The sequence below is a fragment of the Actinoplanes nipponensis genome, from assembly GCF_016862275.1.
Taxonomy (GTDB): domain Bacteria; phylum Actinomycetota; class Actinomycetes; order Mycobacteriales; family Micromonosporaceae; genus Actinoplanes; species Actinoplanes nipponensis.
Genome location: NZ_BOMQ01000063.1, coordinates 207,863 through 230,075 on the forward strand (window position 1 = coordinate 207,863; position 22,213 = coordinate 230,075).

The window sequence follows — 22,213 nt, forward strand, 5'->3', positions numbered from 1 at the left end:
CGGTCGGGTCCGAGACCCCGCCGCCGACGGTCATGAGTCGTGGCGACGCTTCAGTGGTGCGGTGTTACGCAGGCAACATAACCAGCGCGAACGGCGCAAACCACAGACACGCGCGGCTCGTTACCGAGGAGCAACCAGCCCCTCGCCACTCCACCGACCCGTACCTGGCCGATCGGCCGATGACCTCGGTCATCCGGCCCATCGACACCCCTCACTTCCGGGGGTCCCGCCGGGGTCTCAGGAGACGTCCACCAGCGGCAGCTCGGTGCGGCCGGCGCCGCCGCCGGGCATCGCGATCGACGAGAAGTGCGAGACCACCCGCTCGTCCGTGGGGTCGTCGGCCTCGGTCGCGTGCACCGCGAGGTGCCGGTACAGGGTGTCGCGCTGCGCCGGGACCCGTCCCGCCGTGCGGATCATCCAGATCAGCTCGTGCAGGTTCGACCGGTGCCGGGCGCCCGCCGAGGAGATCACGTTCTCCTCCAGCATGATCGAGCCCAGGTCGTCCACGCCCAGGTGCAGCGCCAGCTGGCCGACGTCCTTGCCGGTGGTCAGCCAGGACGCCTGCAGGTGGGCCACGTTGTCGAAGAAAAGCCGGGACACCGCGATGAAGCGCAGGTACTCCAGGGTGGTGGCCTGGGTGCGGCCCTTGAGGTGGTTGTTCTCCGCCTGGTACGTCCACGGGATGAACGCGCGGAAGCCGCCCACGCTGCCCTCGGCCTCGACCGGCGAGTCCACGTAGCCGTTGGCCACGGCGAGGTCCTGCACCTCGCGGATCATCCGGATGTGCTCGATGCGCTCGGCGTTGGTCTCGCCCGTACCCATCATCATCGTGGCCGTGGAGCTCAGCCCGTTACGGTGCGCGACCGTCATGACCTCGAGCCAGCGCGCGCCGGACTCCTTGAGCGGCGCGATCGCCTTGCGCGGCCGGTCGGGCAGCATCTCGGCGCCCGCGCCGGCGATGGAGTCCAGGCCGGCGGCCTTGATCCGCAGCACGGCCTCGGAGATGGAGACGCCGGAGACCTTGGCCATGTGCAGGATCTCGCTGGGGCCGATCGAGTGGATGGCCAGCTGCGGGTAGGCCTGCTTGACCGAGGAGAAGAGGTTCTCGTAGTACTCCACGCCGTAGTCGGGGTGGTGGCCGCCCTGGAGCATCACCTGCGTCGCGCCGAGCTCGACCGCCTCGCCGCAGCGGTGCAGGATCTCCTCCATCGGGTGCGACCAGCCCTCGGCGTGCTTCGGCGCCCGGTAGAAGGCGCAGAACTTGCAGGCCGTGACGCAGACGTTGGTGTAGTTGATGTTGCGATCGATCAGGTAGGTGACGATCCCGTCCGGATGGCGCCGGCGCCGGACCGCGTCGGCCGCCTCACCCAGGGCGTGGAAGGGCGCTTCGGTGTAGAGCAGCAGCGCCTCCTCGGGCGTGATCCGCCCACCGTCGGCCCCACGCTGCAGGATGCTGTCGATCTCCGGGTTCGCCGTCACGCCCCGAAGCCTACGTCCCGGATCCGGCGGTCGTCAGCGGCGTCGGTCACTGCCGCGGCGCGCCTCCGCCCGCCGGCGCGCTCCCCCGCGCCGCCCGCCCTCGCGGCGCTCAGCGACGCTGGTCGGCGGCCCGACGGTCGATCAGGACGCCCAGGCCGTCCAGCACCCGCTCCAGGCCGAAGACGTACGCGCGGCCCGGGTGGTAGGCCCCGCCCAGCTCGGCGCCGGCCGCGGCGCCGACCCGCACGGCGGTGGGGTAGGCCTGCGGGTCGAAGACCTTGGCCAGCAGCGGGCCGTTCTCGGCCCACCACTCGTGGTCGCTGCGGGCACTGCGCGCGGCCTCGGCCCGGGCGTCGGCCTCGGCCCGGGCCGAGGCCTGCACGAACCCCAGCAGATAGGTCAGGGCGGCGTCGGTCTCCACGTCGTCGAGGCCCGCGCCGGCGAAGGCGCGCAGCTCGTGCTCGTACTTGGCCATCAGCCCGGGGCCCAGCGGCGGCCGGCTCTGCGAGATGCCCGCCGCCCACGGGTGCTGCTCGTAGAGCAGCCGGTTGTCCTCGGCCACCGCGGCGAGCCGCTCGCGCCAGGACTCCCCCGCGGGCTCCGCCCGCGACATCCGCAGGTAGACGGCGTCGAGCATCAGGTCGAGCAGGGCGGCCTTGTCCGGCACGTACGTGTACAGCGTCATCGGCACGACGCCCAGCTCCTGGGCGACCCGGCGCATGCTCACAGCGTCGAGCCCCTCGTCGTCGGCCAGCACGATCGCGGTGTCGACGACCCGGGCCAGGGTCAGCCCCTTCTTCCGGCCGCGCCGGCTCGCCGGCTCGGAGAACCAGAGCAGGTCGATGGTGCGTCGGGCCTCAGCCACGGGGTGGCACTCCCTTCCTGTACGGCGTATCTTATACGGTGTCCAACTAAAGAGCTGGGGTTCCCGTACGAGCTGGAGGTTCCGTGCGAGTCTCGTCCTCTGCCGTCTCACTCACCGTCGACGACGTCCCCGCGTCGAGCAAGTTTCTCGTCTCCCACTTCGGCTTCGTCGAGCGGATGGCGGCCGACGGGTTCGCCGCCCTCGGCCGCGACGACGGCGCGGTGGACGTCGTCTTCCTCCGCCGCGGCATCGAGGTGCTGCCCGAGCCGCTGCGCGACCAGCGCGCCACCGGCGTGATCGTGGCCTTCGTGGTGCAGGACCTCGAGGACGAGCAGGAACGGCTGCGCGCCGAGGGCGTGCCGATCACCCTCCCGCTGCGCGAGGAGCCGTGGGGCGAGCGCCTGTTCATGGTGGAGGATCCCAACGGCATCGCGTACGAGCTGGTCGAGTGGGCCGCCTCCTGAGCCCCGGGCCGGCTCAGTCGTTAACCTCGACAGGTCGATCGGAATCGGAGTCGCAGTGCTCGTCGTGCATGGCGTGTGGATCGCCGGTGAGTCGGCGCCCGGGAGGCTCGCGCTCTGGGCCGAGGATCCCGCCCTTCCCCTGACCACCTCGTCCCGGGGCCGCCGCCGGCCGCACCCGTTCGCGGTGCCGGCCGGGGCGCTGGCCGCGGCGCTGACCGGCTCGTCCGACGACGTCCGCGAGGCGCTCGCCAAGGCCGCGGAGTCGGAGCTGACCCTGCACCTGCCCGGAACGGCCAGGGGTCCGCTGCCGTCCCCGGAGGCCGGCAGCGAGGCGCCGGGACGCGGGCTGCGGCTGGGGACGTGGCCGACGCCGGCCCTCGTGGTGCCCGGCGAGCAGGCGCTGGCGGCGCTCGGCGCGCTCGCCGAGCCCGACCCGGAGGGGCCGTGGCTGGCCGCGCCGTCGCTGCGCTATCTGTGCCTGCTGGCGGGGCACGCCTGCGACCTGGCTCGCCGGGGGCGGATGCTGCCCCAGCTGGTGGTCGAGTCGGGAACGCCGGCCGGGCGGTGGCGGCCGGTGCTGACGGGCGCGGACGCGGCCGGCTACCGGGACTTCGCGGCGGCCATGCCGCCGGTGTGCCGCTCGGCGTCCGCGGGTGGGTCGTCCGAGCCGCCGGAGGACGCGGGCGCCGGCAGCGTCGGGCGGACGCTGCGGGATGCGCTCGAGGTGCTGGTCGATGCCGCGGCCCGGTCGCTCATGCCCGAGCGGATGCTGCTCGGGCTGCGGCCCGGCCCCCGGACCGCGCTCGCCGAACGCTGGCTCTTCTCGCTGACCGGCACCGATCCCACGCTGCCCGGCGCGCCGGCCGCCGACGTCGCCGAGCTGGCCAAGCCGCTGGTGGCCTGGCTCCGCTCGGCCCACGACGCCAACGGCCCGATCCGGGTGAGCTTCCGGCTGACCGAGCCACCGCCCGGCACCGACGACTGGGCCCTGGAGTTCGCCCTGCAGTCCGCCGACGACCCGAGCCTCTACCTGCCCGCGGGCGACCTGTGGGCCGGCGCCCGGCTGCCCGGGTTGCCGGCCAGTCCCGACGAGACGCTGCTCGCCGGGCTGGGCCGCGCGGTCCGGTTGTTCCCCGCCCTGCACGAGGCCCTGCTGGACGCCCGACCCGAGGGCATGGCGCTGAACACGGGCGAGGCGCACGACTTCCTGCGGCAGGCGGCGCCGCTGCTGCAGGCGGCCGGGTTCGGGGTGCAACTGCCCTCCTGGGCCGGGCGCAAGGCGGTCGGGTTGAAGCTGACCACCCGCAGCCGCAGCAAGACCCCGTCCGGCAAGGCCGCCGCCGACTCCGGGTTCGGCCTGGAGCAGCTGGTCGACTTCCGGATCGACCTGGTGATCGGCGACGGCACGGTCAGCGCCGACGAGCTCGCCGAGCTGGCCCGGCTCAAGGTGCCACTGGTCCGGGTGCGCGGCCAGTGGGTCGAGCTGGACGACCGTCAGCTCAAGGCGGCGCTCAAGGCGGTCGGGCGGCGCCGGGAGGGCGAGCTGACCGCCGGCGAGGTGCTGCAGCAGGTGGTCGACGGCGGCGAGGAGGACCTGCCGCTGGTCGAGGTGGATGCCGACGGGCTGCTCGGCGACCTCGTCTCCGGCCGGGCGGCCGAGCGGCTCACGCCGGTGCCGACGCCGCCGGGCTTTCAGGGGACGCTGCGGCCGTACCAGGAGCGGGGGCTGTCCTGGCTGCATTTCCTGGCCGGGCTGGGGCTGGGCGGCATCCTCGCCGACGACATGGGGCTCGGCAAGACGGCGCAGACGCTGTCGCTGCTGCTCGCCGAGCGGGCCGACCCGGCCGCTCCCGTGGCGCCGACCCTGCTGGTCTGCCCCATGTCACTGGTCAGCAACTGGCAGAAGGAGGCCGCCCGGTTCGCCCCGGCGCTGCGGGTGCACGTCCATCACGGCGGGGCCCGCAAACGGGACGAGGACCTCCGCGCCGCGGTGGCCGCTTCCGATCTGGTCATCACGACCTACGGCACGGCCCTGCGCGATCTCGGCGCGCTGCGGGAGATCCACTGGGGACGGATCGCGTGCGACGAGGCGCAGGCCATCAAGAACAGCGGCACCCGGCAGGCCCAGGCGGTGCGGGCCATTCCGGCCCGGACGCGGCTGGCCCTGACCGGTACGCCGGTGGAGAACCACCTCGCCGAGCTGTGGTCCATCATGGAGTTCTGCAACCCGGGGCTGCTGGGGCCGGCCAAGCGGTTCCGGCGGCGCTTCCAGGAGCCGATCGAGGTGCGCGGCGACGCCGACGCGACCGCTGCCCTCAAGCGCGCCACCGGGCCGTTCGTGCTGCGACGCCTCAAGACCGACAAGTCGATCATCTCCGACCTACCGGAGAAGAACGAGATGAAGGTCTGGTGCACGCTCACCGCCGAACAGGCGACGCTCTACCAGGCCGTCGTCGAGGACATGATGACCGTCATCGACAACAGCGAGGGCATCCAGCGGCGGGGCAACGTGATCGCGGCGATGACCAAGCTCAAGCAGGTCTGCAACCACCCGGCCCATCTGCTCAAGGACGGTTCCCGGCTGCCGGGCCGCTCGGGCAAGCTGGCCCGCCTGGAGGAGCTGACCGAGGAGATCATCGAGGACGGCGACAAGGCGCTGGTCTTCACGCAGTATTCGGAGTTCGGCACGATGCTCCAGCCGTATCTGGCCGCGCACCTGGACCGCCCGGTGCTATGGCTCCACGGTGGACTCTCCAAGAGCCGGCGGGACGAGCTGGTCGACCGTTTCCAGAACGACCCGGAGCCGATGCTGTTCCTGCTGTCGCTCAAGGCAGCCGGCACGGGCCTGAACCTCACCGCCGCCAACCACGTCATCCACGTCGACCGCTGGTGGAACCCGGCGGTGGAGGACCAGGCCACCGACCGCGCGTTCCGCATCGGACAGTCGCGCAACGTGCAGGTCCGCAAGTTCATCTGCACCGGCACGCTCGAGGAGAAGATCGACGCGATGATCGAGCGCAAGAAGGCGCTGGCCTCCTCGGTGGTCGGCACGGGCGAGGACTGGGTGACCGACCTCGACACCGACCAGCTGCGCGAGCTGTTCGCGCTCGACCCGGTGGCGGTGAGCTGACATGCCCGTGGACCCGCAGGGACGCTGGTTCGACAGCACCGGGCCGATCCGGGTGGAGGGCGGCATCGCCGTACGCGCCAAGCGCGGCAAGATCGGCGAGCAGTGGTGGTCCCGGCGTTTCGTGGACATCCTGGAACGCACCTGCGACGCGGGCCGGCTCGCGCGTGGGCGTGCGTACGCGCGCAAGGGTCAGGTCATCGGCTTCGACCTCACGCCCGGCCGCGTCGCGGGGCAGGTCCAGGGTTCACGCCCGCAGCCGTACGCGGTGACGATCGACATCCCGGCCTACGACGCAGCACAGTGGACGAAGATCCTGGCCGCGCTCGGCTCCCAGGCCCTGTACCGCGCGGCGCTGCTGGCCGGCGAGATCCCGCACGAGCTGGTGGAGCTCTTCGACGAGCTGGAGCTGCCGCTGTTCCCGTCCGCATTGGACATGACGTGCTCCTGCCCGGACTGGGGCAAGCCCTGCAAGCACGTGTCCGCGGTGCTCTACGTGCTGGCGGAGGCCTTCGACGACGACCCGTTCCTGGTGCTGGCGTGGCGGGGGCGCGGCCGCGACGAGCTGCTCGCCGCCCTGCGCGGCCTGCCCGAGCCGGTCGAGACCATCGACCCGCTGGCCGTGGCGGAGGTGGGGCTGGAGGCGCGGCTCACCGACTTCTACACCCCGGCCATCTCGCTGAGCCGGCTGCGGGAACGGCCCGGGCGTATGGCGGCGCCGCCGGAGCTGCTGCTGCGGGTGTTGGACGCGCCGCAGCTCCGGGTTCGCCACATCCCGCTGGTCGACATCCTGCGCCCGGCCTATCGCGACCTCGCCGACCCACCGTCCCCATAGCCATGAGGCGCGAAAGGCGGCGGACCCGCACCGACCGTGCGGGCCCGCCACTCCTCACCGCTGGCTACCTACCCCTTGTGCCACTTCTGGTTCGCCGTGCCCGCGCAGTCCCACAACTGAAGGCGTCCCCCGTCCGCGCCGTTCCAGTCCTTGATGTCGACGCACCGGTTGGCCTGCGGGTTCACCAGGTCCCCGGCCCCCGACAGCACGAACTGCTGCGCCCCGGTCCCGTTGCAGGTGTAGAGCTGCACCGGCGTGCCGTTGGCAGTGCCGCCGCCCGCCACGTCCATGCACTTGTTGTTCTGGGCCTGCAGCGCGCCGCCGACCGCCGTCCACTTCTGGGCGTTGGAGCCGTTGCAGGTCCACGTCTGCAGCGGCGCGCTGTCCACGAAGTTGGCGTTGGGCACGTCGACGCACTTGCCGTTCCAGTCGCTGATCAGGGCCTGTCCCCCGCCCGCGGGCGGCGGGGTGGTCGGGCCGCCCGCGCCGAACGGGGTCAGGATCAGCCCGGCCGCCCGCGGGTCGCCGTCGTGCACCAGCGATTCGAAGTTGCCGACGTCGTCGAAGGCGAACGCGTACGCCTTACCGTCCGCCATGTTCTGGTGGATGATCTTGGCGTACTGGTTGGTCGGGTTGTTCTGGTAGAACTGGGCCGCGTTGGTGCTCGGCTGGGTGTCGACGGTGCCCAGCGTGCCCCGGTTCAGCGCCGCGCACAGCGTCCGCGAGATCGGCCCCTTCACCAGGTCGTTCGGCGCCGGCAGGTCCCCGTCGCAGCCCCAGACGCTGGCCGACGACGGCTTGTTGAACGAGGCCACCTGCTGGCCCGCGCTGTTGGTGAAGTTCATGACGGTGCCGGAGGTCCGGCCGAAGTACTTGGTGTTGGGCTGGTCGCCGAACGGCACCACCGTCAGCGTCTTGCTGGCGTAGGCGTTCCACGCCGACGTGATGTACGAGTCCAGGTAGTTCGCGCTCAGCAGCCCGGCGCCCGCCGCCTTGCCTGGGGCCAGCGCCCGCAGCACGGTTCCGTCGGAACGGGTGTAGACCGTGTTCGCCCAGCCCGCCTGCGCCCTGATGCCGTTGATCACGTTGGTGCGGCCGTTGTTCAGCAGCTCGCCGGTCTTCGTCGTCACCCCCGACGCGCCGGTCACGGTCACCGCGTGCGGCACCGCGAACATGTCGACCTGCGAGCTGTTCAGCCACAGCCCGGCGTCGTTGTAGGTGAACTCGCTCCAGTCGAACAGGATGTTGTAGTTCGGGTCGCCGCTGGCCCACGGGGCCGGCTGGACCAGACCGTCCGGCGTCAGGAAGAACTTGAGCTTCTCGCCGAGGGAGAAGTAGACCCGGCCGGAGAAGCCCCGCGGGAAGTTGACAGTGGTGGCGCCACCGTTGCCGGGACCGCCGATCGCCACGTCGGGGGCGGGCGAGGGCGGGAGCGAGCCGGCGGGCCACGGGGTGAAGGCGCCGCCCTGGTTGACGTAGCCGAGCCTGTTGGTGTTCAGGTTGATGCCGATCACATACAGGTAGACGGCTTCGCCGCGGCCGGTGTTGTTGGTGACGGTGACCGGCAGCAGCGCCGGTCCCACCGCCTGGGCCGGCGCGGCCGCGGCCACGGCCGCGAGCGGCACGGTGACGGCGAGCGCGGCCAGCGCATGCAGGAGTTTTGATCTGGTACGCACGATGACTCCTCGGAGACGGACGGCGCAGGGGACGGGGGAACGGCTCCTGAGAGCGCTCTCACAGCATCAAATGGTTAACTTCCCGTGTCAATAGACAACAGCTGATGTATTGCGAGAAGATTTCGGCGCCGGCGGCGACATAGGCTCGGATCATGAGTGAGATGAGCTACCGCCGCCTCGGCGCCTCGGGCCTGGTCGTCTCGGTCGTCGGCATCGGCTGCAACAACTTCGGCCGCAAGCTCGACGCCGACGGCACCCGGGCGGTCGTCGACGCGGCGTTCGACGCCGGCATCACCCTGTTCGACACGGCCGACATCTACGGCACCCCGCACGGCAGTTCCGAGGAGTGCCTGGGCGCGGCACTGAAGGGCCGGCGCGACGAGATCGTGCTGGCGACCAAGTTCGGCATGGACATGGAAGGCGTCAACGGCCCCGACTTCGGCGCCCGCGGCTCGCGGTCCTACATCGTGCGGGCGGTCGAGGCCTCGCTGCGCCGGCTCGGCACCGACTACATCGACCTGTACCAGATCCACACCCCCGACGAGGCCACCCCGATCGAGGAGACACTCTCGGCCCTCGACGCCCTGGTCCGCAGCGGCAAGGTGCGCTACCTGGGCAACTCGAACTTCGCGGGCTGGCAGATCGCCGACGCCGACTGGACGGCCCGCACGGCTGGCCACACGCCGTTCATCAGCGCGCAGAACCAGTACAGCCTGCTGCACCGCGAGGTCGAGGACGAGGTCGTGCCCGCCTGCGAGCAGTTCGGGCTGGGCCTGCTGCCGTTCTTCCCCCTGGACAGCGGCCTGCTCAGCGGCAAGTACCGGCGCGGCACTCTCCCGCCCGAAGGCACCCGGCTGGCCCAGGAGCGCTACCAGCGCTGGCTCGACGGCGCGGACTGGGACACCATCGAGGCACTGACCGCGTACGGCGAGGAGCGGGGGCACAGCCTGCTCGACGTCGCGATCGCCGGCCTCGCCGCGCAGCCGGCGGTGAGCAGCGTGATCGCCGGGGCGACCACACCGGAGCAGGTACGGGCGAACGCCGCTGCCGGGCAGTGGCGGCTGAGCGCCGAGGACGTGGTTGCTCTGGATCGGGTGTTGGCGGGGTGAGGGGGCTGCGCTGAGGGATCCCGCCGGGAGGGGTCGGGGCGGGAGGCCAGCGGATGACGTGACCGGCTTGGGAGGGGACGGATGCCGCCGGAATAGCGCTGGCCGTGCGGGACCGGACCGGACAGGTACCGGCGGCGAGAACGGACAGCCGGCCGGGCCGGGACGCTGGGTCGGGTGGGCCGAGCCGGGCCGCGCTGGTGTCGGGTCGGCCGGGCCGGGCTGGGGCCGGGCTGGGGCCGGGCTGTGGCCGGGCTGGGGCCGGGTCGGCCGAGCCGCGCTGGGTCGGGCAGGCGGAGCCGGGCCGCGCTGGGGTCGGGTCGGCCCGGGCCGCGCTGGGTCGGGCGGGCCGGGCCGCGCTGGGTCGGGCGGGCCGGGCCGCGCTGGGTCGGTCCGGGGCGGGTCGGTCCGGGGCGGGTCGGTCCGGGGCGGGTCGGTCCGGGCCGGTCCGGATCGGGTCGGGTCGGGTCGGGTCGGCCGCGAGGCCAAGGGCTACCCCGGCCGGGCGAGACCGAAGAACGACCCGGCCGGCCGACACCGCACAGCCATCCACAACCCCGCGAGACCGAAGAACACCCCGCCGCCCTACCCCGGCCAGACCCAAGAACAGCCCGGCCAGCCGACAACCCACAGCCCAGCAAAGTCGAAGAACAGACCGCCGCCCAACACCCCACAGCACCCCACCCGGGCCAGGCCCAAACAAGGGCCCCGCCGGGCAGACCAAACAGCCGTCCGGCCGGACCAGAACGAAGAACCGGCGGCCGAGCGAATCGCAAAGGTCGCCGGCCGAGCCAGACCCCATAGCCACCCGGTCGAACCAGACCCCACACCCCGCCAGGAAGAACCAATACGGAAAAGGGCCAGCCGGGCAAACCATCAGCCGCCTCGGCTCGGGCAAGCCCGAACACCGCCCGGGACGCCCAGCCCCAAAGCCACCCCCCGCCCGGCCAGACCAACGAACGGCCCCGCCAGACCGAAGGCCGGCCCACGCCAGACCAAAGGCCGGCCGCACCGCACCGCACCGCACCGCACCGCACCGCACCGAAGAGCACCGCACCGAAGAGCACCGCACCGAAGAGCACCGCACCGAAGAGCACCGCACCGAAGAGCGCACTCCAAGCCGCAAGCCCCCAACCCCGAAGACACCAAGCGGAGCGTGACCAATGCAAGAGGAAGCAGCCCGCAAAATCCTCCCCGCCGCCGTCTTCGACTACTTCCGCGACGGCTTCGGCGCGCAGGTCTCCCGCGACGAAGCCGCCGCCGCCTGGCGCGAGTGGCGCTTCGTCCCCCGTCTCTTCCGGGACGTCTCCCGGGTCAGCACCGAAGTGGAGCTTTTCGGCGCACGGCTGGCCGCCCCGGTGCTGGCCGGGCCGACCGCCCTGCACACGCTCGCGCATCCCGAGGGTGAAGCCGAGACCGCCCGGGGCGTTGCCGCTGCAGGCTCTTTGCTGGTGCTCAGCGCCCGGGCCGGGCGAACGCTGGCCGAGATTCCGGTCGGGGGGCCGTGGTGGTTCCAGGCGTACGTGCTGCGGGATCGGGACGTCACCGAGCGGCAGGTGCGCGCCGCGGTCGAGGCCGGGGCCGGGGCGGTTGTGCTCACCGCCGACGCCCCGTACGTGCATCCGCGGCCGGTGCCGCAGGCCGGTGCGCTCTCACCGGCGGCCCGGGCGGCGGGGCTGGAGCAGGATCCGGCCCTCGCTGCGGGGGCGATCGGCTGGTTGGCCGGCCTCTCCGGCCGCCCGGTGCTGGTCAAGGGCGTGCTGGGGGCCCGGGATGCGGCGGCGTGCGTCGAGGCGGGCGCCGCCGGGGTGATCGTTTCCAATCATGGGGGTCGGCAGCTGGATCGGGTGGTGGCCACCGCCCGCGCGCTCGCTCCGGTGGCCGAGGCGGTCGGCGGGCGCGTTCCGGTGCTCGTGGACGGCGGGATCCGGGACGGCGGGGACGTGCTGACCGCGCTGGCGCTGGGCGCGACGGCCGTGCTCGTCGGGCGGCCGGTGCTGTGGGCGCTGGCCACGGGCGGCGCTGACGGCGTACGGGATTGCCTTGATTTTTATCGGGCCGACCTGGCGCGGACGATGGCGCAGGCCGGCCTGCCCACGCTCGCCGACGTGGGCCGCGACGTGGTGGTGCGGGCCTAGCCGTCAGACCGTGCGGCGGCGCCGGGTCAGCACCAGAGCCAGGGCGCCGGTGAGGACGAACAGCATGCCGACGCCGGCGATCCGGCCGGTCGGGGCGCCCGTGACGGGCAGGCCGCCGCCGGTGCCGCCGCTGCCGGTGCCCGTGGTCAGCTTGACCTCGATCTTGGCGACGTTGTTGCTGGTCTTCTTGTCCTGCACGCCGCCGTCGACGGTGATCGAGCCCGCGTCCTCGTTGTCGCCATTCTCGATCTTGGCGGTGAAGGAGAACAGCGCTTTGGCGCCCGGAGCCAGCGACGCGGCCGCCACGCACAGGTAGTCGTGACCGCTGACCTGGCCCGGCCTGTTCCAACTGGGTTCGCCGTCGCCGTCGGGGACGCAGTCCTTGTCCACCTTGGTCAGCTTCAGGCCCGACGGGATGTGCACCCGGGCCGCGTGCTTGCCCTTGGCGGGCGGGGGAAGCACGGCCGCCGGGCCGTCGTTGCGGAAACCGACCTCGACCGTGCGGGTGTCGCCCACCTTGCCCTCGAAGGCGTCACCGATCGCGACGCTGTCCGCCTGGTTCAGCGGGACCCGGACCCGGAACGAGATCACGTTGTCCCACTCGTTGAGCTCGCTGTCGTCCACGGCGAGGGCCTGCACGGCCGGCACCAGCTTGAGCTTGGCGCCGGGCTGCTTCAGCGCCTCGGTGGCGGCGGCCAGGCTGGCGGCGTCGGTGTCCTCGTCGTCGAGGCCGAAGGCGTACATGCCGGCGTCGTACCGGGCGGGGCCCGGCGCGGCCTTGTCGGCGGCGATGGTGATCGGGGTCGACGGCGCGATGCTGAACACCGAGCCGGGGGCGAGCGCCAGGTCGAAGGCGCAGACGACCCCCGGCAGGTCGGCGACCTCGACGCAGTTGGCGTACTGCTTCGGGAAGGTGAGGTAGCGGGGCGCGGCGAGCGCGATCGCGATGCCCTCGGTGGGCTGGTCGCCGTTGTTGCGTACCTTGATCGGCAGCACCGCGGACGCGCCCGCGGCCAGCTTGAGCTCCGGGATGGCGGCGGTCTCGAGGTCGATGCCTCCGGCCGCGCGCACCACGGTGACGGTGACCGCCTCGTGCCACTCACCGTCGGCGTCGTGCGCCGAGAGGGTCAGGCCGGCCCCGGACGCGGGCAGCTCCTTGGTGGGCGTCACGGTGAACGTGTAGGCCTTGCGCGCACCGGTGGCGAGATCGCCGACCGCGCAGCCCGTGGCGGTGCAGCCGGCGGGCGGCTGGAAGCCGAGCCGCGGATCGAGCGGGGCGGCGGCCGTGGCGAAGTCGACGACCAGGCCGGTGGCGGGCGTCCGGCCCGTGTTGACCACCTCGAACGGCACGCTCTTGGTGCCGCCGGCGGTCGTGACGACCCGGTCCGGCACGGAGATCTCGAGGTCCGGGCGCGCGGCCCCGGCCTCGGCGTACGCCGGGGTGGCGGCGCCGACGGCGGTCATCCCGAGCAGAGCGACGGGCAGGACGAGCCGCATCGCCAGGTTGTTCATCCGCAGGGCCACCGGACGATGTTCCACCCAGGACGGTGCGCGGCGCTACCCCGCCCGGAGCAAAGTGGTCTATACCTGGGCGAAGAGCGGCCCGTCCGCGGGCAGGGCCGGCGCCTCGCCGCGGGCGGCGGCCCGGCGGGCGAACTCGCGGACCCCGGCGATCTGCCGCTCGCCGAGCGAGAAGTCGAGCGCCCGGAAGTACGTGGCCAGCGTCGCGGCGTCGAACGGCTCCCAGCGCGCCGCGGCCTCGGCCACCTCGTCCAGCTCGCCGAGGCACAGGTCCCGTGAGCGCTGGAACGCCTCGTGCACCTCCTTGACCACGCCGGGGTGCGCGGCGGCGAACTCCTTGCGCACGGCCCAGACGGCGAAGACCATCGGCAGGCCGGTCCACTCGCGCCACGCCTGGGCCAGGTCGATGACCTCCAGGCCGAGCTCGGGGGCCTCGTACATGGCGCGCAGGGCCGGGTCGCCGATCAGCACCGCGGCGTCGGCCTCCAGCAGCATCTGGCTCAGCTCCGGGGGGCAGCGGAAGTATTCGGGCTCGGCGCCGTACTGCTCGGCGAGCAGCATCTGGGCGAGCAGCACGCCGGTGCGCGAGGTCGAGCCGAGCGCGACCGGGCGGCCGTCGAGCTCGGCCGGCGGCCGGGTGGAGACCAGGTTGACCGACAGCACCGGGCCGTCGCTGCCGACCGCGAGGTTGGGCAGCAGCAGCAGATCGTCGGCGTTGCGCAGGTACTCGACCAGGGAGATCGGGCCGATGTCGAGGTCGCCGGCGACCAGCGCGGCGTTGAGCCGGTCCGGGGTGTCCTTGTGCAGGTCGACGTCGAGCAGCGCGCCCGAGCGCATCAGGCCCCAGTAGATGGGCAGGCAGTTGAGGAACTGGATGTGCCCGACCCGGGGGCGCTGACCTATGTCGCTCATGCCCCGACGCTATCTCCGGCGGGTTGCGCCTGCCGGGGCTCCACCTGCGGCGAGGGACCAATCTCACGTCCGGCCCGCCAGACGACCGGCAGACAGGCCGCGACGGCGGCCAGCCCGGCGAGGCCCGCGGCGGCGACCAGCGGGCGCGGCGCGAAGTGGTCGACGAGCGGCCCGCCGATGAGGTAGCCCACCATGCCGGCGCCCTGGATCGCGGCGCCCATCGCGGCGAACGCGCGGCCGCGGGCGGCGGCCGGCACCCGCTCGGCCATGACCACGCTGGTGAAGACGTTGATGCCGCCGTTGCCGACGCCGCCGGCGAACCACAGCGGCACCAGCAGCAGCGCGTGCCACACCCCGGCCCCGGCCAGCACCACGGCGCAGGTGGCCCCGGCCAGCAGCAGGGAGATCCGCACCAGCCGCCCGGCGTGCGTCCAGCGCCGGCCGAGCCGGCCGAACAGCACCGCGCCGGCCAGCATCCCGGCGGTCCAGGCGGCGCTGACCAGGCCGAACACGGTGGTGGAGGCGCCCAGCGTCTGCCGGATGAAGAACACCTCGATGACGTTGATCGCGCCGACCCCGGCGACGACGGCCGCGATGGCCCCGACCATCACGGCGACCAGGCGGTCGTCGCGCAGCCGCCAGGAGACGGTCGCGGCCGCGGCGGGCCGGCCCGCCGACGATCTTCTGGTACGGATGAGCAGCCCGGCCACCACCAGCGAGAGGTACGTGCCGGCATCGAGCAGCAGCGGCACCCGCGCGCCGAACTGCCCGACCAGCACGCCGGCCAGGGCGGGAGCGATCAGCATCCCGATCAGCCCGGCGGTCTGGTTGATCCCGCTCGCCTTGGCCAGGTCGTCGCGCCGGACCATCGCCGGCAGCAGCGCGGCCAGCGTGGGCTGGGTGACCGCCAGCCCGCCGGCCAGCACCGCCACCAGGGCGATGATCAGCGCGGGCCGCTCGGCGAAGGCGAGCGCGACACAGACCGCCGCCTGACCGAGGCCCGCCACGATCAGCAGCTTGCGGCTGTCCACCCGGTCGGCGATCCGGCCGGTGACCGGGGCGAGCACGGCGAGCGGCAGCGCGGCGGCGAGCAGCAGCCCCGAGACGGCCGTCCCACCGGCCCCGGCCTGCTGCAACGCGAGCGCGAGGGCGGTGGCCGCGAGGAAGTCGCCACAGGCGGAGACGCCGCGGGCGCCGGCCGCCAGGTACACGTCACCCCAGCGCGAGCGGTCAGGTGTGAAGGACATACTTCGAAAATAATCCTTCACATCTGCTCAGCGCAAGGTCACTCCACCGGGAAAGCGGCGTAGTGCACCACGACCGGCCGGGCGTCGGCCGGCGCGTCGCCCATCCGCTCCCGCCGGCGGTACGGATCCAGCACCTCCTTGACCCGCCGGTTGACCTCGATCAACTCCTCCGCGTTGAGCAGCAGCATCGGGCCCATCAGCGTGCTCGCGTCCTGCCAGGCCCTGGGCTCCTCGTGCAGCCGGGCCACCCACTCGCGCATCCGGGCGAAGTCCCGGCTCAGATACACGTCGACCAGCGCCCGCTGACTGTCCCGGGTCTCCGGCTCGTCGAGGTCGCCGTCCACGCTGAAACCCGAGGTGGTGCTGCGCCACACCCGCTCCCGCGCGTCACCCCGGCTCGGCGCCTGCTCGACCAGCCCGAACTTGGCCAGCTCGCGCAGGTGGTAGCTGGTGGCACTGGGCGACAACCCGACCAGCCCGGCGCACTCGGTGGCGGTGACCACCGCGCCGGTGCTGCCGAGATGCTCGACGATCGCGATCCGGGCGGGGTGCGCGAGGGCGCGCATCACCTTCGGGTCGGTGATCCGTGCGGAGGATTGCCCGTCAGCCATGCACCCATGATCCCGCGCCGGGCGCGCCGCGCGGAGCCGGGTTCACCCGCCGCAAGCGCTCAGAGATGCCGCCGCACCTCCGCCGCCGACGCGGCACACGTTCACGGCCTCCTCGGCCGACCGGATCCGAAAGGCGATAAACCGGTGGCCCGGCCCGCTGCGGCCGCGTATCGTACGTGGCCGCTTGACGGCCGCGGTGAGACGACACCGCAGCGGACGTCCCCGCGCCGGACGACGGCCAACCGTCGCCGGATACGCGAGCGAGCAGCGAGCTACCGCGATGGGAAAGATCAGCGTGCCCGCAACCGATCTCGACAGCGAACTCACCGCCGAACGCACCCACCTGACGCAGTCCCGCGCCGCCCTGGCCCGGATGCGCGGCCGGGCCGAGTCCCTCTTCTCCGCCGGCGCCGACATCGCCGGCGACGCCTACAGCGCCGAGACCCTCGGGCGCACCCTGTCCCGCCGCGTCGCCGAGCTGGCCGACGATCCGGGCACGCCGTTGTTCTTCGGCAAGCTCGACATCGACGACAGCAAGTACCACATCGGGCGCCGGCACGTCACCGACGACGCGGGCGAGCCGATGGTGCTGGACTGGCGGGCGCCGCTGTCCCAGTCGTTCTACCGGGCCAGCGTGCGGGACCCGCAGGGCGTCTCGACCCGGCGCCGGTTCGGTTTCGTCCGGGGCGAGCTGACCAGCTTCGAGGACGAGCACCTGGACCGCGGCGAGGAGCTGGGCACCCGGAGCCGGATCCTGACCGCCGAGATCGAGCGGCCCCGCGTCGGGCCGATGCGGGACATCGTCGCCACCATCCAGCCCGAGCAGGACGAGCTGGTCCGGGCCGACCTCGAGGACTCGATCTGCGTGCAGGGGGCGCCCGGCACCGGCAAGACCGCGGTCGGGCTGCACCGGGCGGCGTACCTGCTGTATCTGCACCGGGAGCGGCTGCGCCGCTCCGGCGTGCTGATCGTCGGGCCCAACACCGCGTTCCTGTCCTACATCTCGGCGGTGCTGCCGGCGCTCGGCGAGGTCGAGGTGCAGCAGGCCACGGTCGACGACCTGATCGCCCGGGCGCCGGTACGCGGCCGCGACGCCGACGCCGCCGCGCTGCTCAAGCACGATCCCCGGATGGCGGCCGTGCTGCGCCGGGCGCTGTGGGGCCGGGTCGGCAAGCCGGTGGAGCCGATCATGGTGTCGGACGGCTCGTACCGCTGGCGGATCGATCCGGAGCCGCTGCGGCGCATCGTGGACGAGGCCCGGCGGGAGGATCTGCCGTACGCGGTGGGGCGGGAGCGGGTGCGGGCCCGGGTGGTCGCGCTGCTGCAGCGGCAGTCGGAGTACCGCACCGGCAACTCGCCCAACGAGGGCTGGCTGCGCCGGATGGCCCGGATTCCGCAGGTCCGCGACTTCCTGGACAACGTCTGGCCCGCGCTGACCCCGGAGGCGCTGGTCGTCGCGCTGCTCACCGACGCCGAGCTGCTGGCCCGGGCCGCCGACGGCATCCTCAGCGACGCCGAGCAGGCCGTGCTGCGCTGGGCCAAACCGCCGCGCTCGGTCAAGGCGGCCCGGTTCAGCGCCGCCGACCTGGTGCTGCTCGACGAGGCGGCGGGCCTGCTGGAGCGCGAGCCGAGCTTCGGGCACGTCGTGGTGGACGAGGCCCAGGATCTGTCGCCGATGCAGGCCCGGGCCATCGCCCGGCGCAGCGAGCACGGCTCGATCACCCTGCTCGGCGACCTGGCCCAGGGCACCGCGCCGTGGGCGGCCGCGGACTGGCGGGACACCCTGCGGCACCTCGGCAAGCCCGGCGCCGTCGTGGTGCCGCTGACGGTCGGCTTCCGCGTACCCGCCGCCGTGCTGGCCCTGGCCAACCGCCTGCTCCCGGCGTTGCGGGTGGACGTACCCGAAGCCGTCTCGCTGCGTCGCGACGGCGACCTGGCCGTCGTCGGCGTGCCGGCGTCCGAGGTGGATGCCGCCACGCTGGTCGAGGTGACCGCGGCGCTGGAGCACGAGGGGTCGGTCGCGGTCATCGCGGCCGACGCGGCGGTGGACCGGCTGCGTGCGCACCTGCGGGCCGCGGGCCTGGAGACCGCGACCCCCGACGACGTCGACTCCGCGGCGCGGGTCACGGTCGTGCCGGCCACGATCGTCAAGGGCCTGGAGTACGACCATGTCGTCGTGGTCGAGCCGGCCGAGATCGTCGCCGCCGAGCCGCGCGGGCTGCACCGGCTCTACGTCGTGCTCACCCGCGCGGTGTCGCGGCTGTCCGTGGTGCACGCCGAGCCGCTGCCCGGGCCGCTCAGAGGGGCTTGATCCAGCGCGACCAGTCGTCCTGCCGGCGGTAGCCGCGCGCGGCCCAGATGGCGTGCGCCCGCGGGTTGTCGTCCAGGACCATCGCGTCGATCCGGGTGCCGCCCAGCGCCCGGATGCGGCTCTCCGCCGCGTCGATGAGGGCCCGGCCGATGCCGGCGCGGCGGCGTTCCGGGTGGACCGCGAGGCGGTACAGGTGGCAGCGCCAGCCGTCCCAGCCGGCGATGATCGTGCCGACGATCCGGCCCCGGTCGACGGCCACGATCAGCGCGTCCGGGTCGCGCAGGTGCAGCGCCGCCAGGGCCGCCGGGGTGTCCGGGGGCCGGCTGGCGTTCTCGGCCGCCGTCGCCCAGAACGCCAGCACGGCCCCCAGCTCGCGGGCATCGGCGGCGCGCAGCTCAAGATCGGTCACCGCGCGATGCTAAGCCGGGCGGTGGCCCGCAGCCATCAGGTTTATGGCACAAAGCTATTTGACTTTATGCGGTAAAGTTCTTTGCATGGATGCCAACGACGACGAGCTGCCCCCGCTGGACCCGGCCGAGTCGCTCCGCCTCATCGCCCGCGAGCAGGCGGCCACCGTGCGCCGGCTCACTCCCGACCCGCGGCTGCTGCTCTGGCCGTGGGGCCTCGCCTGGCTCGTCGGCTTCGGCGTGTTCTTCCTGCGGTTCGGCCCCGGCGGACGGGTCTATGTGGACATGCCCGACTTCCTGCCGCTGACCGTCCTGCTCGCCGCGATCACGCTGGCCGGCATCGTCACCGGTTTCGTCGGCGCCCGCGCCGGCCGCCAGGTCAGCGGCCCGACGTCGCGCCAGGGCGCCATGTACGGCTTCACCTGGTCGGTCGCCTTCATCGGCATGGCCGTCCTGCTGAGCCGGGTCAGCGAGCTGCTGCCGGTGCCGGACGCCAACCTGCTCTGGGCCGGCGCGATGGTCGCCCTGACCGGCGCCCTGCACATGGCCGGCGGCGCGCTGTGGAACGACCGCGTCCTCTACGTCCTCGGCATCTCGATCAGCGTCGTGAACGTGGTGGGCATCGCGCTCGGTCCCGGCTGGCACGCGCTGGTCGTCGCCGTGCTCGGCGGCGGCGGCATGCTGGTCGCCGGCCTGGTGTCCTGGCTGCGGATGCCGCGATGACCGGTGCGCTGCCCGAACTCGACCCGGTGATCCACGCCCAGGCGCGGCTGCGCGTCGTCTCCGCGCTGGCCACCCTGCGCGCGGACGACCGCATCGCGTTCCCCCGGCTGCAGGACATCCTGCGGATGACCGCCGGCAACCTCTCCGTGCACCTGCGCAAGCTCGAGGACGCCGGCTACGTCGAGGTCACCAAGACGCACCAGGGCCGGACCCCGGCCACGCTCGTCCGGCTCACCGGCCGCGGCCGGGTCGCCTTCGACGACTACACCGCGGCGCTGCGCGCGCTGCTCAACGGCACCACCAACCTGCAGGAGGAGCCATGATCCTGGCCCGCGCGACCGACGCCACCCGGCGGTACGGCGACGTGCTCGCCCTCGACCGGATCAACCTCGACGTCCACGCCGGCGAGCTGGTCGGCCTGCTCGGGCCCAACGGCGCCGGCAAGAGCACCCTGGTCAGCCTCCTCACCGGGGTCCGCCGCCCCACCTCCGGCACGGTCGAGCTGTGCGGCGGCGACCCGCGGGACCCGGCGCACCGGCGGGCGCTGGGCGTGACCCCGCAGGAGACCGGGCTGCCCGGCGCGCTGCGGGTCGGCGAGGTCGTCGACTTCGTCCGCGCGCACTTCCCCGACCCGCTGGGCCGGGCCGAGCTGCTCGACCGGTTCGGCCTGTCCGATCTGGTCCGGCGGCAGACCGGTGGCCTGTCCGGCGGGCAGAAGCGGCGGGTGGCGGTCGCGCTGGCGTTCGTCGGCCGGCCCCGCGTGGTGTTCCTCGACGAGCCGACGACCGGGCTGGACGTGGAGGCCCGGCACGCGCTGTGGGACGGCATCCGCGCGTTCCACGCCGACGGCGGCACGGTGGTGCTGACCAGCCACTACCTGGAGGAGATCGAGGCTCTGGCCCGGCGGGTGGTGGTGATCGGGGGTGGCCGGGTGCTGGCCGACGACACCGTCGCGGCCGTACGCGGCCTGGTCGCCATCCGCCGGGTCAGCCTGACCGTGCCCGTACCCCTGCCGGACCTTCCCGGGGTGGTCGGCGCCGAACGCGACGGCGACCGCACCCACCTGCTCACCGGCGACGCCGACCGGCTGGTCCGCGACCTGGTCGCCCGCGACGTCCCCTTCACGGAGCTGGAGGTGCGCCCCACCTCGCTGGAAGAGGCGTTCCTCACGCTCACCTCGGCCTGAACCGGAGGTTCGGATGACATCCCTCGCCCTGACCCATGCCCGTTTCCAGCTGCTCGAGACCTTCCGGATCCCGATGGCGCTGATCGGCAGCGCGTTCTTCCCGGCCGCCTCGATGATCTTCTTCGTGGTCCCGTTCGTCGGCAGCGATCCCGTGTACGCCACGTACGCGACCGCGTCGATGGTCACCTTCGTGGTGATGACCAGCAACCTCTTCCAGTACGGCATCGGCGTCGCCGAGGACCGGGCCCAGCCGTGGGACCCGTACGCCCGGACCCTGCCCGCCGGCGCCGCGCCCCGCTTCGCCGGCCGCATCCTGGCCGGGCTGGTGCTGATGGGCGTCTCGCTGGTGCCGGTCGTGGTGATCGCCGCGGTCGCGACCGAGGCCACCATCACCGTGCCCGGGCTGCTGGCCGCGATCCTCGTGGTGGCGCTGATCGCGGTGCCGTTCACGCTCATGGGGCTGGCGATCGGCTACTCGCTGCCGGCCAAGGCGGCGATCGTGCTGGCCCAGGTGCTGTTCTTCCCGCTGGCGTTCGGCGGTGGACTGATGACCGCGCCCGGCAGCGCGCCGGGCTTCGTCGAGACCATCGCGCCGTACCTGCCGACCGGGGCCGCGGTGCGGCTCATGTGGGCCGCGGTCGGCGACTTCCCGATCCAGCCGGCATCGATAGCCGCCTTGGTCCTCTGGACGGCCGCCCTGGCTGGGGTGGCCGTATGGGCCTATCGACGCGACGAAGGTCGGCGGTTCAGTTGAACTTCCGACTGAGCCGCCCCGTACCTCGCATCGCGGTGTAACGATCAATCCGTCGTCCGCCGTAACCACGAGGAGCAGGCATGAACCCACCGACCCCCGGGGTACCGAACTGGGTGGACCTGGGAACCGCCGACCTCGCGGACGCCATCCGCTTCTACACCTCGCTGTTCGGCTGGGAGGCCGAGGTGTCGGGCGAGGAGTACGGCGGCTACACCACGTTCCGCCTCGACGGCCGGGCCACCGCCGGCGCCGGCCCGCTGTACGGCGAGGGCCAGCCGACCGCCTGGAGCACGTACGTCGCCACCGACGACGCCGACGAGACGGCGGCCCGGGTCGAGGCGGCCGGCGGCAAGGTGCTGGTGGCCCCCTTCGACGTCATGTACCAGGGCCGGATGGCCGCGTTCCTGGACCAGGCGGGCGCGCCGTTCAGCGTGTGGCAGGCGGGCACCATGCGCGGCGCCGACGTCTTCGACGTGCCGGGGGCGCTCACCTGGAACGAGCTGACCACCCGGGACGTGGAGGGCTCGGCGGCGTTCTACGGCTCGGTCTTCGGCTGGGTGGCCCGGGAGAGCTCGATGAGCGGCATGGACTACATCGTCTGGGAGCACGAGGGCCGGCCGATCGCGGGCCTGCAGCCGATGGACGGCGACTCCTGGCCGGACGACCTGCCACCACATTGGATGATCTACTTCGCGGTGGCCGACTGCGACGACTCGGCCGCGTACGCCCAGTCGCTGGGCGGGCGGATCGTGCAGCCGCCGACCACCCTGCCGATCGGCCGGTACGCCGTCCTGGACGACCCGCAGGGTGGCACGTTCTCCATCCTTCAGACGGCGACCGGCTAGGACCGG

Annotated in this window: 19 protein-coding genes; 11 read left to right on the forward strand and 8 right to left on the reverse strand. The window is 73.1% G+C overall.

Translation table 11 applies throughout. From position 1 onward, the window contains the following. Positions 1-237: 237 nt before the first annotated feature. Both mqnC and Ani05nite_RS27500 read right to left on the reverse strand, forming a co-directional pair. The gene (gene mqnC / locus Ani05nite_RS27495; protein WP_203773003.1) at positions 238-1,479 is read right to left on the reverse strand and encodes a cyclic dehypoxanthinyl futalosine synthase; all 1,242 of its coding nucleotides are present in this window, start codon (positions 1,477-1,479) and stop codon (positions 238-240) included. A 109-nt stretch (positions 1,480-1,588) separates the two neighbouring features. Further along, entirely contained in the window at positions 1,589-2,344 is a 756-nt protein-coding gene (locus Ani05nite_RS27500; RefSeq protein ID WP_203773005.1) for a TetR/AcrR family transcriptional regulator, read from the reverse strand. A gap of 83 nt (positions 2,345-2,427) precedes the next feature. Here Ani05nite_RS27500 and Ani05nite_RS27505 point away from each other — a divergent pair, with 83 nt between their 5' ends. Genes Ani05nite_RS27505 through Ani05nite_RS27515 form a run of 3 tightly spaced genes read left to right on the forward strand, consistent with a single transcriptional unit; the run spans position 2,428 to position 6,770 of the window. Then, positions 2,428-2,808: a VOC family protein gene (locus tag Ani05nite_RS27505; protein ID WP_203773007.1), complete on the forward strand. Its 381-nt coding sequence runs from the start codon at positions 2,428-2,430 to the stop codon at positions 2,806-2,808. 55 nt (positions 2,809-2,863) lie between these two features. Next, positions 2,864-5,938: a DEAD/DEAH box helicase gene (locus Ani05nite_RS27510; RefSeq protein WP_203773010.1), complete on the forward strand. Its 3,075-nt coding sequence runs from the start codon at positions 2,864-2,866 to the stop codon at positions 5,936-5,938. 1 nt (position 5,939) lies between these two features. Next, positions 5,940-6,770, forward strand: coding sequence for an SWIM zinc finger family protein (locus Ani05nite_RS27515; RefSeq protein WP_203773012.1), 831 nt, complete (start codon positions 5,940-5,942; stop codon positions 6,768-6,770). A gap of 68 nt (positions 6,771-6,838) precedes the next feature. Here the strand turns inward: Ani05nite_RS27515 and Ani05nite_RS27520 are convergent, their stop codons facing one another. Further along, positions 6,839-8,446, reverse strand: coding sequence for a beta-1,3-glucanase family protein (locus Ani05nite_RS27520; RefSeq protein WP_203773014.1), 1,608 nt, complete (start codon positions 8,444-8,446; stop codon positions 6,839-6,841). A 152-nt stretch (positions 8,447-8,598) separates the two neighbouring features. Between Ani05nite_RS27520 and Ani05nite_RS27525 the strand changes: the two genes are divergently transcribed. Then, positions 8,599-9,555, forward strand: coding sequence for an aldo/keto reductase (locus Ani05nite_RS27525; protein ID WP_239130676.1), 957 nt, complete (start codon positions 8,599-8,601; stop codon positions 9,553-9,555). Between the two features lie 1,160 nt (positions 9,556-10,715). After that, on the forward strand, positions 10,716-11,690 hold the full coding sequence (locus Ani05nite_RS27530; protein WP_203773016.1) for an alpha-hydroxy acid oxidase: 975 nt from the start codon (positions 10,716-10,718) through the stop codon (positions 11,688-11,690). 3 nt (positions 11,691-11,693) lie between these two features. On the opposite strand, the gene Ani05nite_RS27535 is transcribed toward Ani05nite_RS27530, so the two are convergent. Genes Ani05nite_RS27535 through Ani05nite_RS27550 form a run of 4 tightly spaced genes read right to left on the reverse strand, consistent with a single transcriptional unit; the run spans position 11,694 to position 15,981 of the window. Continuing rightward, positions 11,694-13,229, reverse strand: a complete 1,536-nt coding sequence (locus Ani05nite_RS27535) for a COG1361 family protein (RefSeq protein WP_203773018.1) — start codon at positions 13,227-13,229, stop codon at positions 11,694-11,696. A 42-nt stretch (positions 13,230-13,271) separates the two neighbouring features. After that, entirely contained in the window at positions 13,272-14,123 is an 852-nt protein-coding gene (locus Ani05nite_RS27540; RefSeq protein ID WP_203773020.1) for a menaquinone biosynthetic enzyme MqnA/MqnD family protein, read from the reverse strand. Continuing rightward, a complete protein-coding gene (locus tag Ani05nite_RS27545) occupies positions 14,120-15,370 on the reverse strand; it encodes an MFS transporter (protein ID WP_203773022.1) in 1,251 nt (416 codons plus the stop codon). Before Ani05nite_RS27545 ends, Ani05nite_RS27540 begins: the two co-directional genes overlap by 4 nt. A gap of 38 nt (positions 15,371-15,408) precedes the next feature. Beyond that, a complete protein-coding gene (locus tag Ani05nite_RS27550) occupies positions 15,409-15,981 on the reverse strand; it encodes an ArsR/SmtB family transcription factor (protein ID WP_203773024.1) in 573 nt (190 codons plus the stop codon). Between the two features lie 280 nt (positions 15,982-16,261). On the opposite strand from Ani05nite_RS27550, the gene Ani05nite_RS27555 reads away from it, so the two are divergent. Beyond that, complete coding sequence (locus Ani05nite_RS27555; protein ID WP_203773026.1) at positions 16,262-18,292, forward strand: HelD family protein; 2,031 nt, start codon at positions 16,262-16,264, stop codon at positions 18,290-18,292. Here the strand turns inward: Ani05nite_RS27555 and Ani05nite_RS27560 are convergent. Then, entirely contained in the window at positions 18,279-18,701 is a 423-nt protein-coding gene (locus Ani05nite_RS27560) for a GNAT family N-acetyltransferase (RefSeq protein WP_203773028.1), read from the reverse strand. The two genes, Ani05nite_RS27555 and Ani05nite_RS27560, sit on opposite strands and share 14 nt — an antisense overlap. An 85-nt stretch (positions 18,702-18,786) precedes the next feature. Here Ani05nite_RS27560 and Ani05nite_RS27565 point away from each other — a divergent pair, with 85 nt between their 5' ends. The 5 genes from Ani05nite_RS27565 to Ani05nite_RS27585 all read left to right on the forward strand — a co-directional run bounded on the left by Ani05nite_RS27565 (position 18,787) and on the right by Ani05nite_RS27585 (position 22,207). Continuing rightward, on the forward strand, positions 18,787-19,422 hold the full coding sequence (locus Ani05nite_RS27565) for a transporter (protein WP_203773030.1): 636 nt from the start codon (positions 18,787-18,789) through the stop codon (positions 19,420-19,422). Beyond that, positions 19,419-19,745: a winged helix-turn-helix domain-containing protein gene (locus Ani05nite_RS27570; RefSeq protein ID WP_203773032.1), complete on the forward strand. Its 327-nt coding sequence runs from the start codon at positions 19,419-19,421 to the stop codon at positions 19,743-19,745. Before Ani05nite_RS27565 ends, Ani05nite_RS27570 begins: the two co-directional genes overlap by 4 nt. Next, on the forward strand, positions 19,742-20,608 hold the full coding sequence (locus Ani05nite_RS27575; protein ID WP_203773034.1) for an ABC transporter ATP-binding protein: 867 nt from the start codon (positions 19,742-19,744) through the stop codon (positions 20,606-20,608). Before Ani05nite_RS27570 ends, Ani05nite_RS27575 begins: the two co-directional genes overlap by 4 nt. A 13-nt stretch (positions 20,609-20,621) precedes the next feature. Continuing rightward, positions 20,622-21,362, forward strand: a complete 741-nt coding sequence (locus Ani05nite_RS27580) for an ABC transporter permease (RefSeq protein WP_203773036.1) — start codon at positions 20,622-20,624, stop codon at positions 21,360-21,362. A gap of 80 nt (positions 21,363-21,442) precedes the next feature. Beyond that, the gene (locus Ani05nite_RS27585) at positions 21,443-22,207 is read left to right on the forward strand and encodes a VOC family protein (protein ID WP_203773038.1); all 765 of its coding nucleotides are present in this window, start codon (positions 21,443-21,445) and stop codon (positions 22,205-22,207) included. Positions 22,208-22,213: the final 6 nt, after the last annotated feature.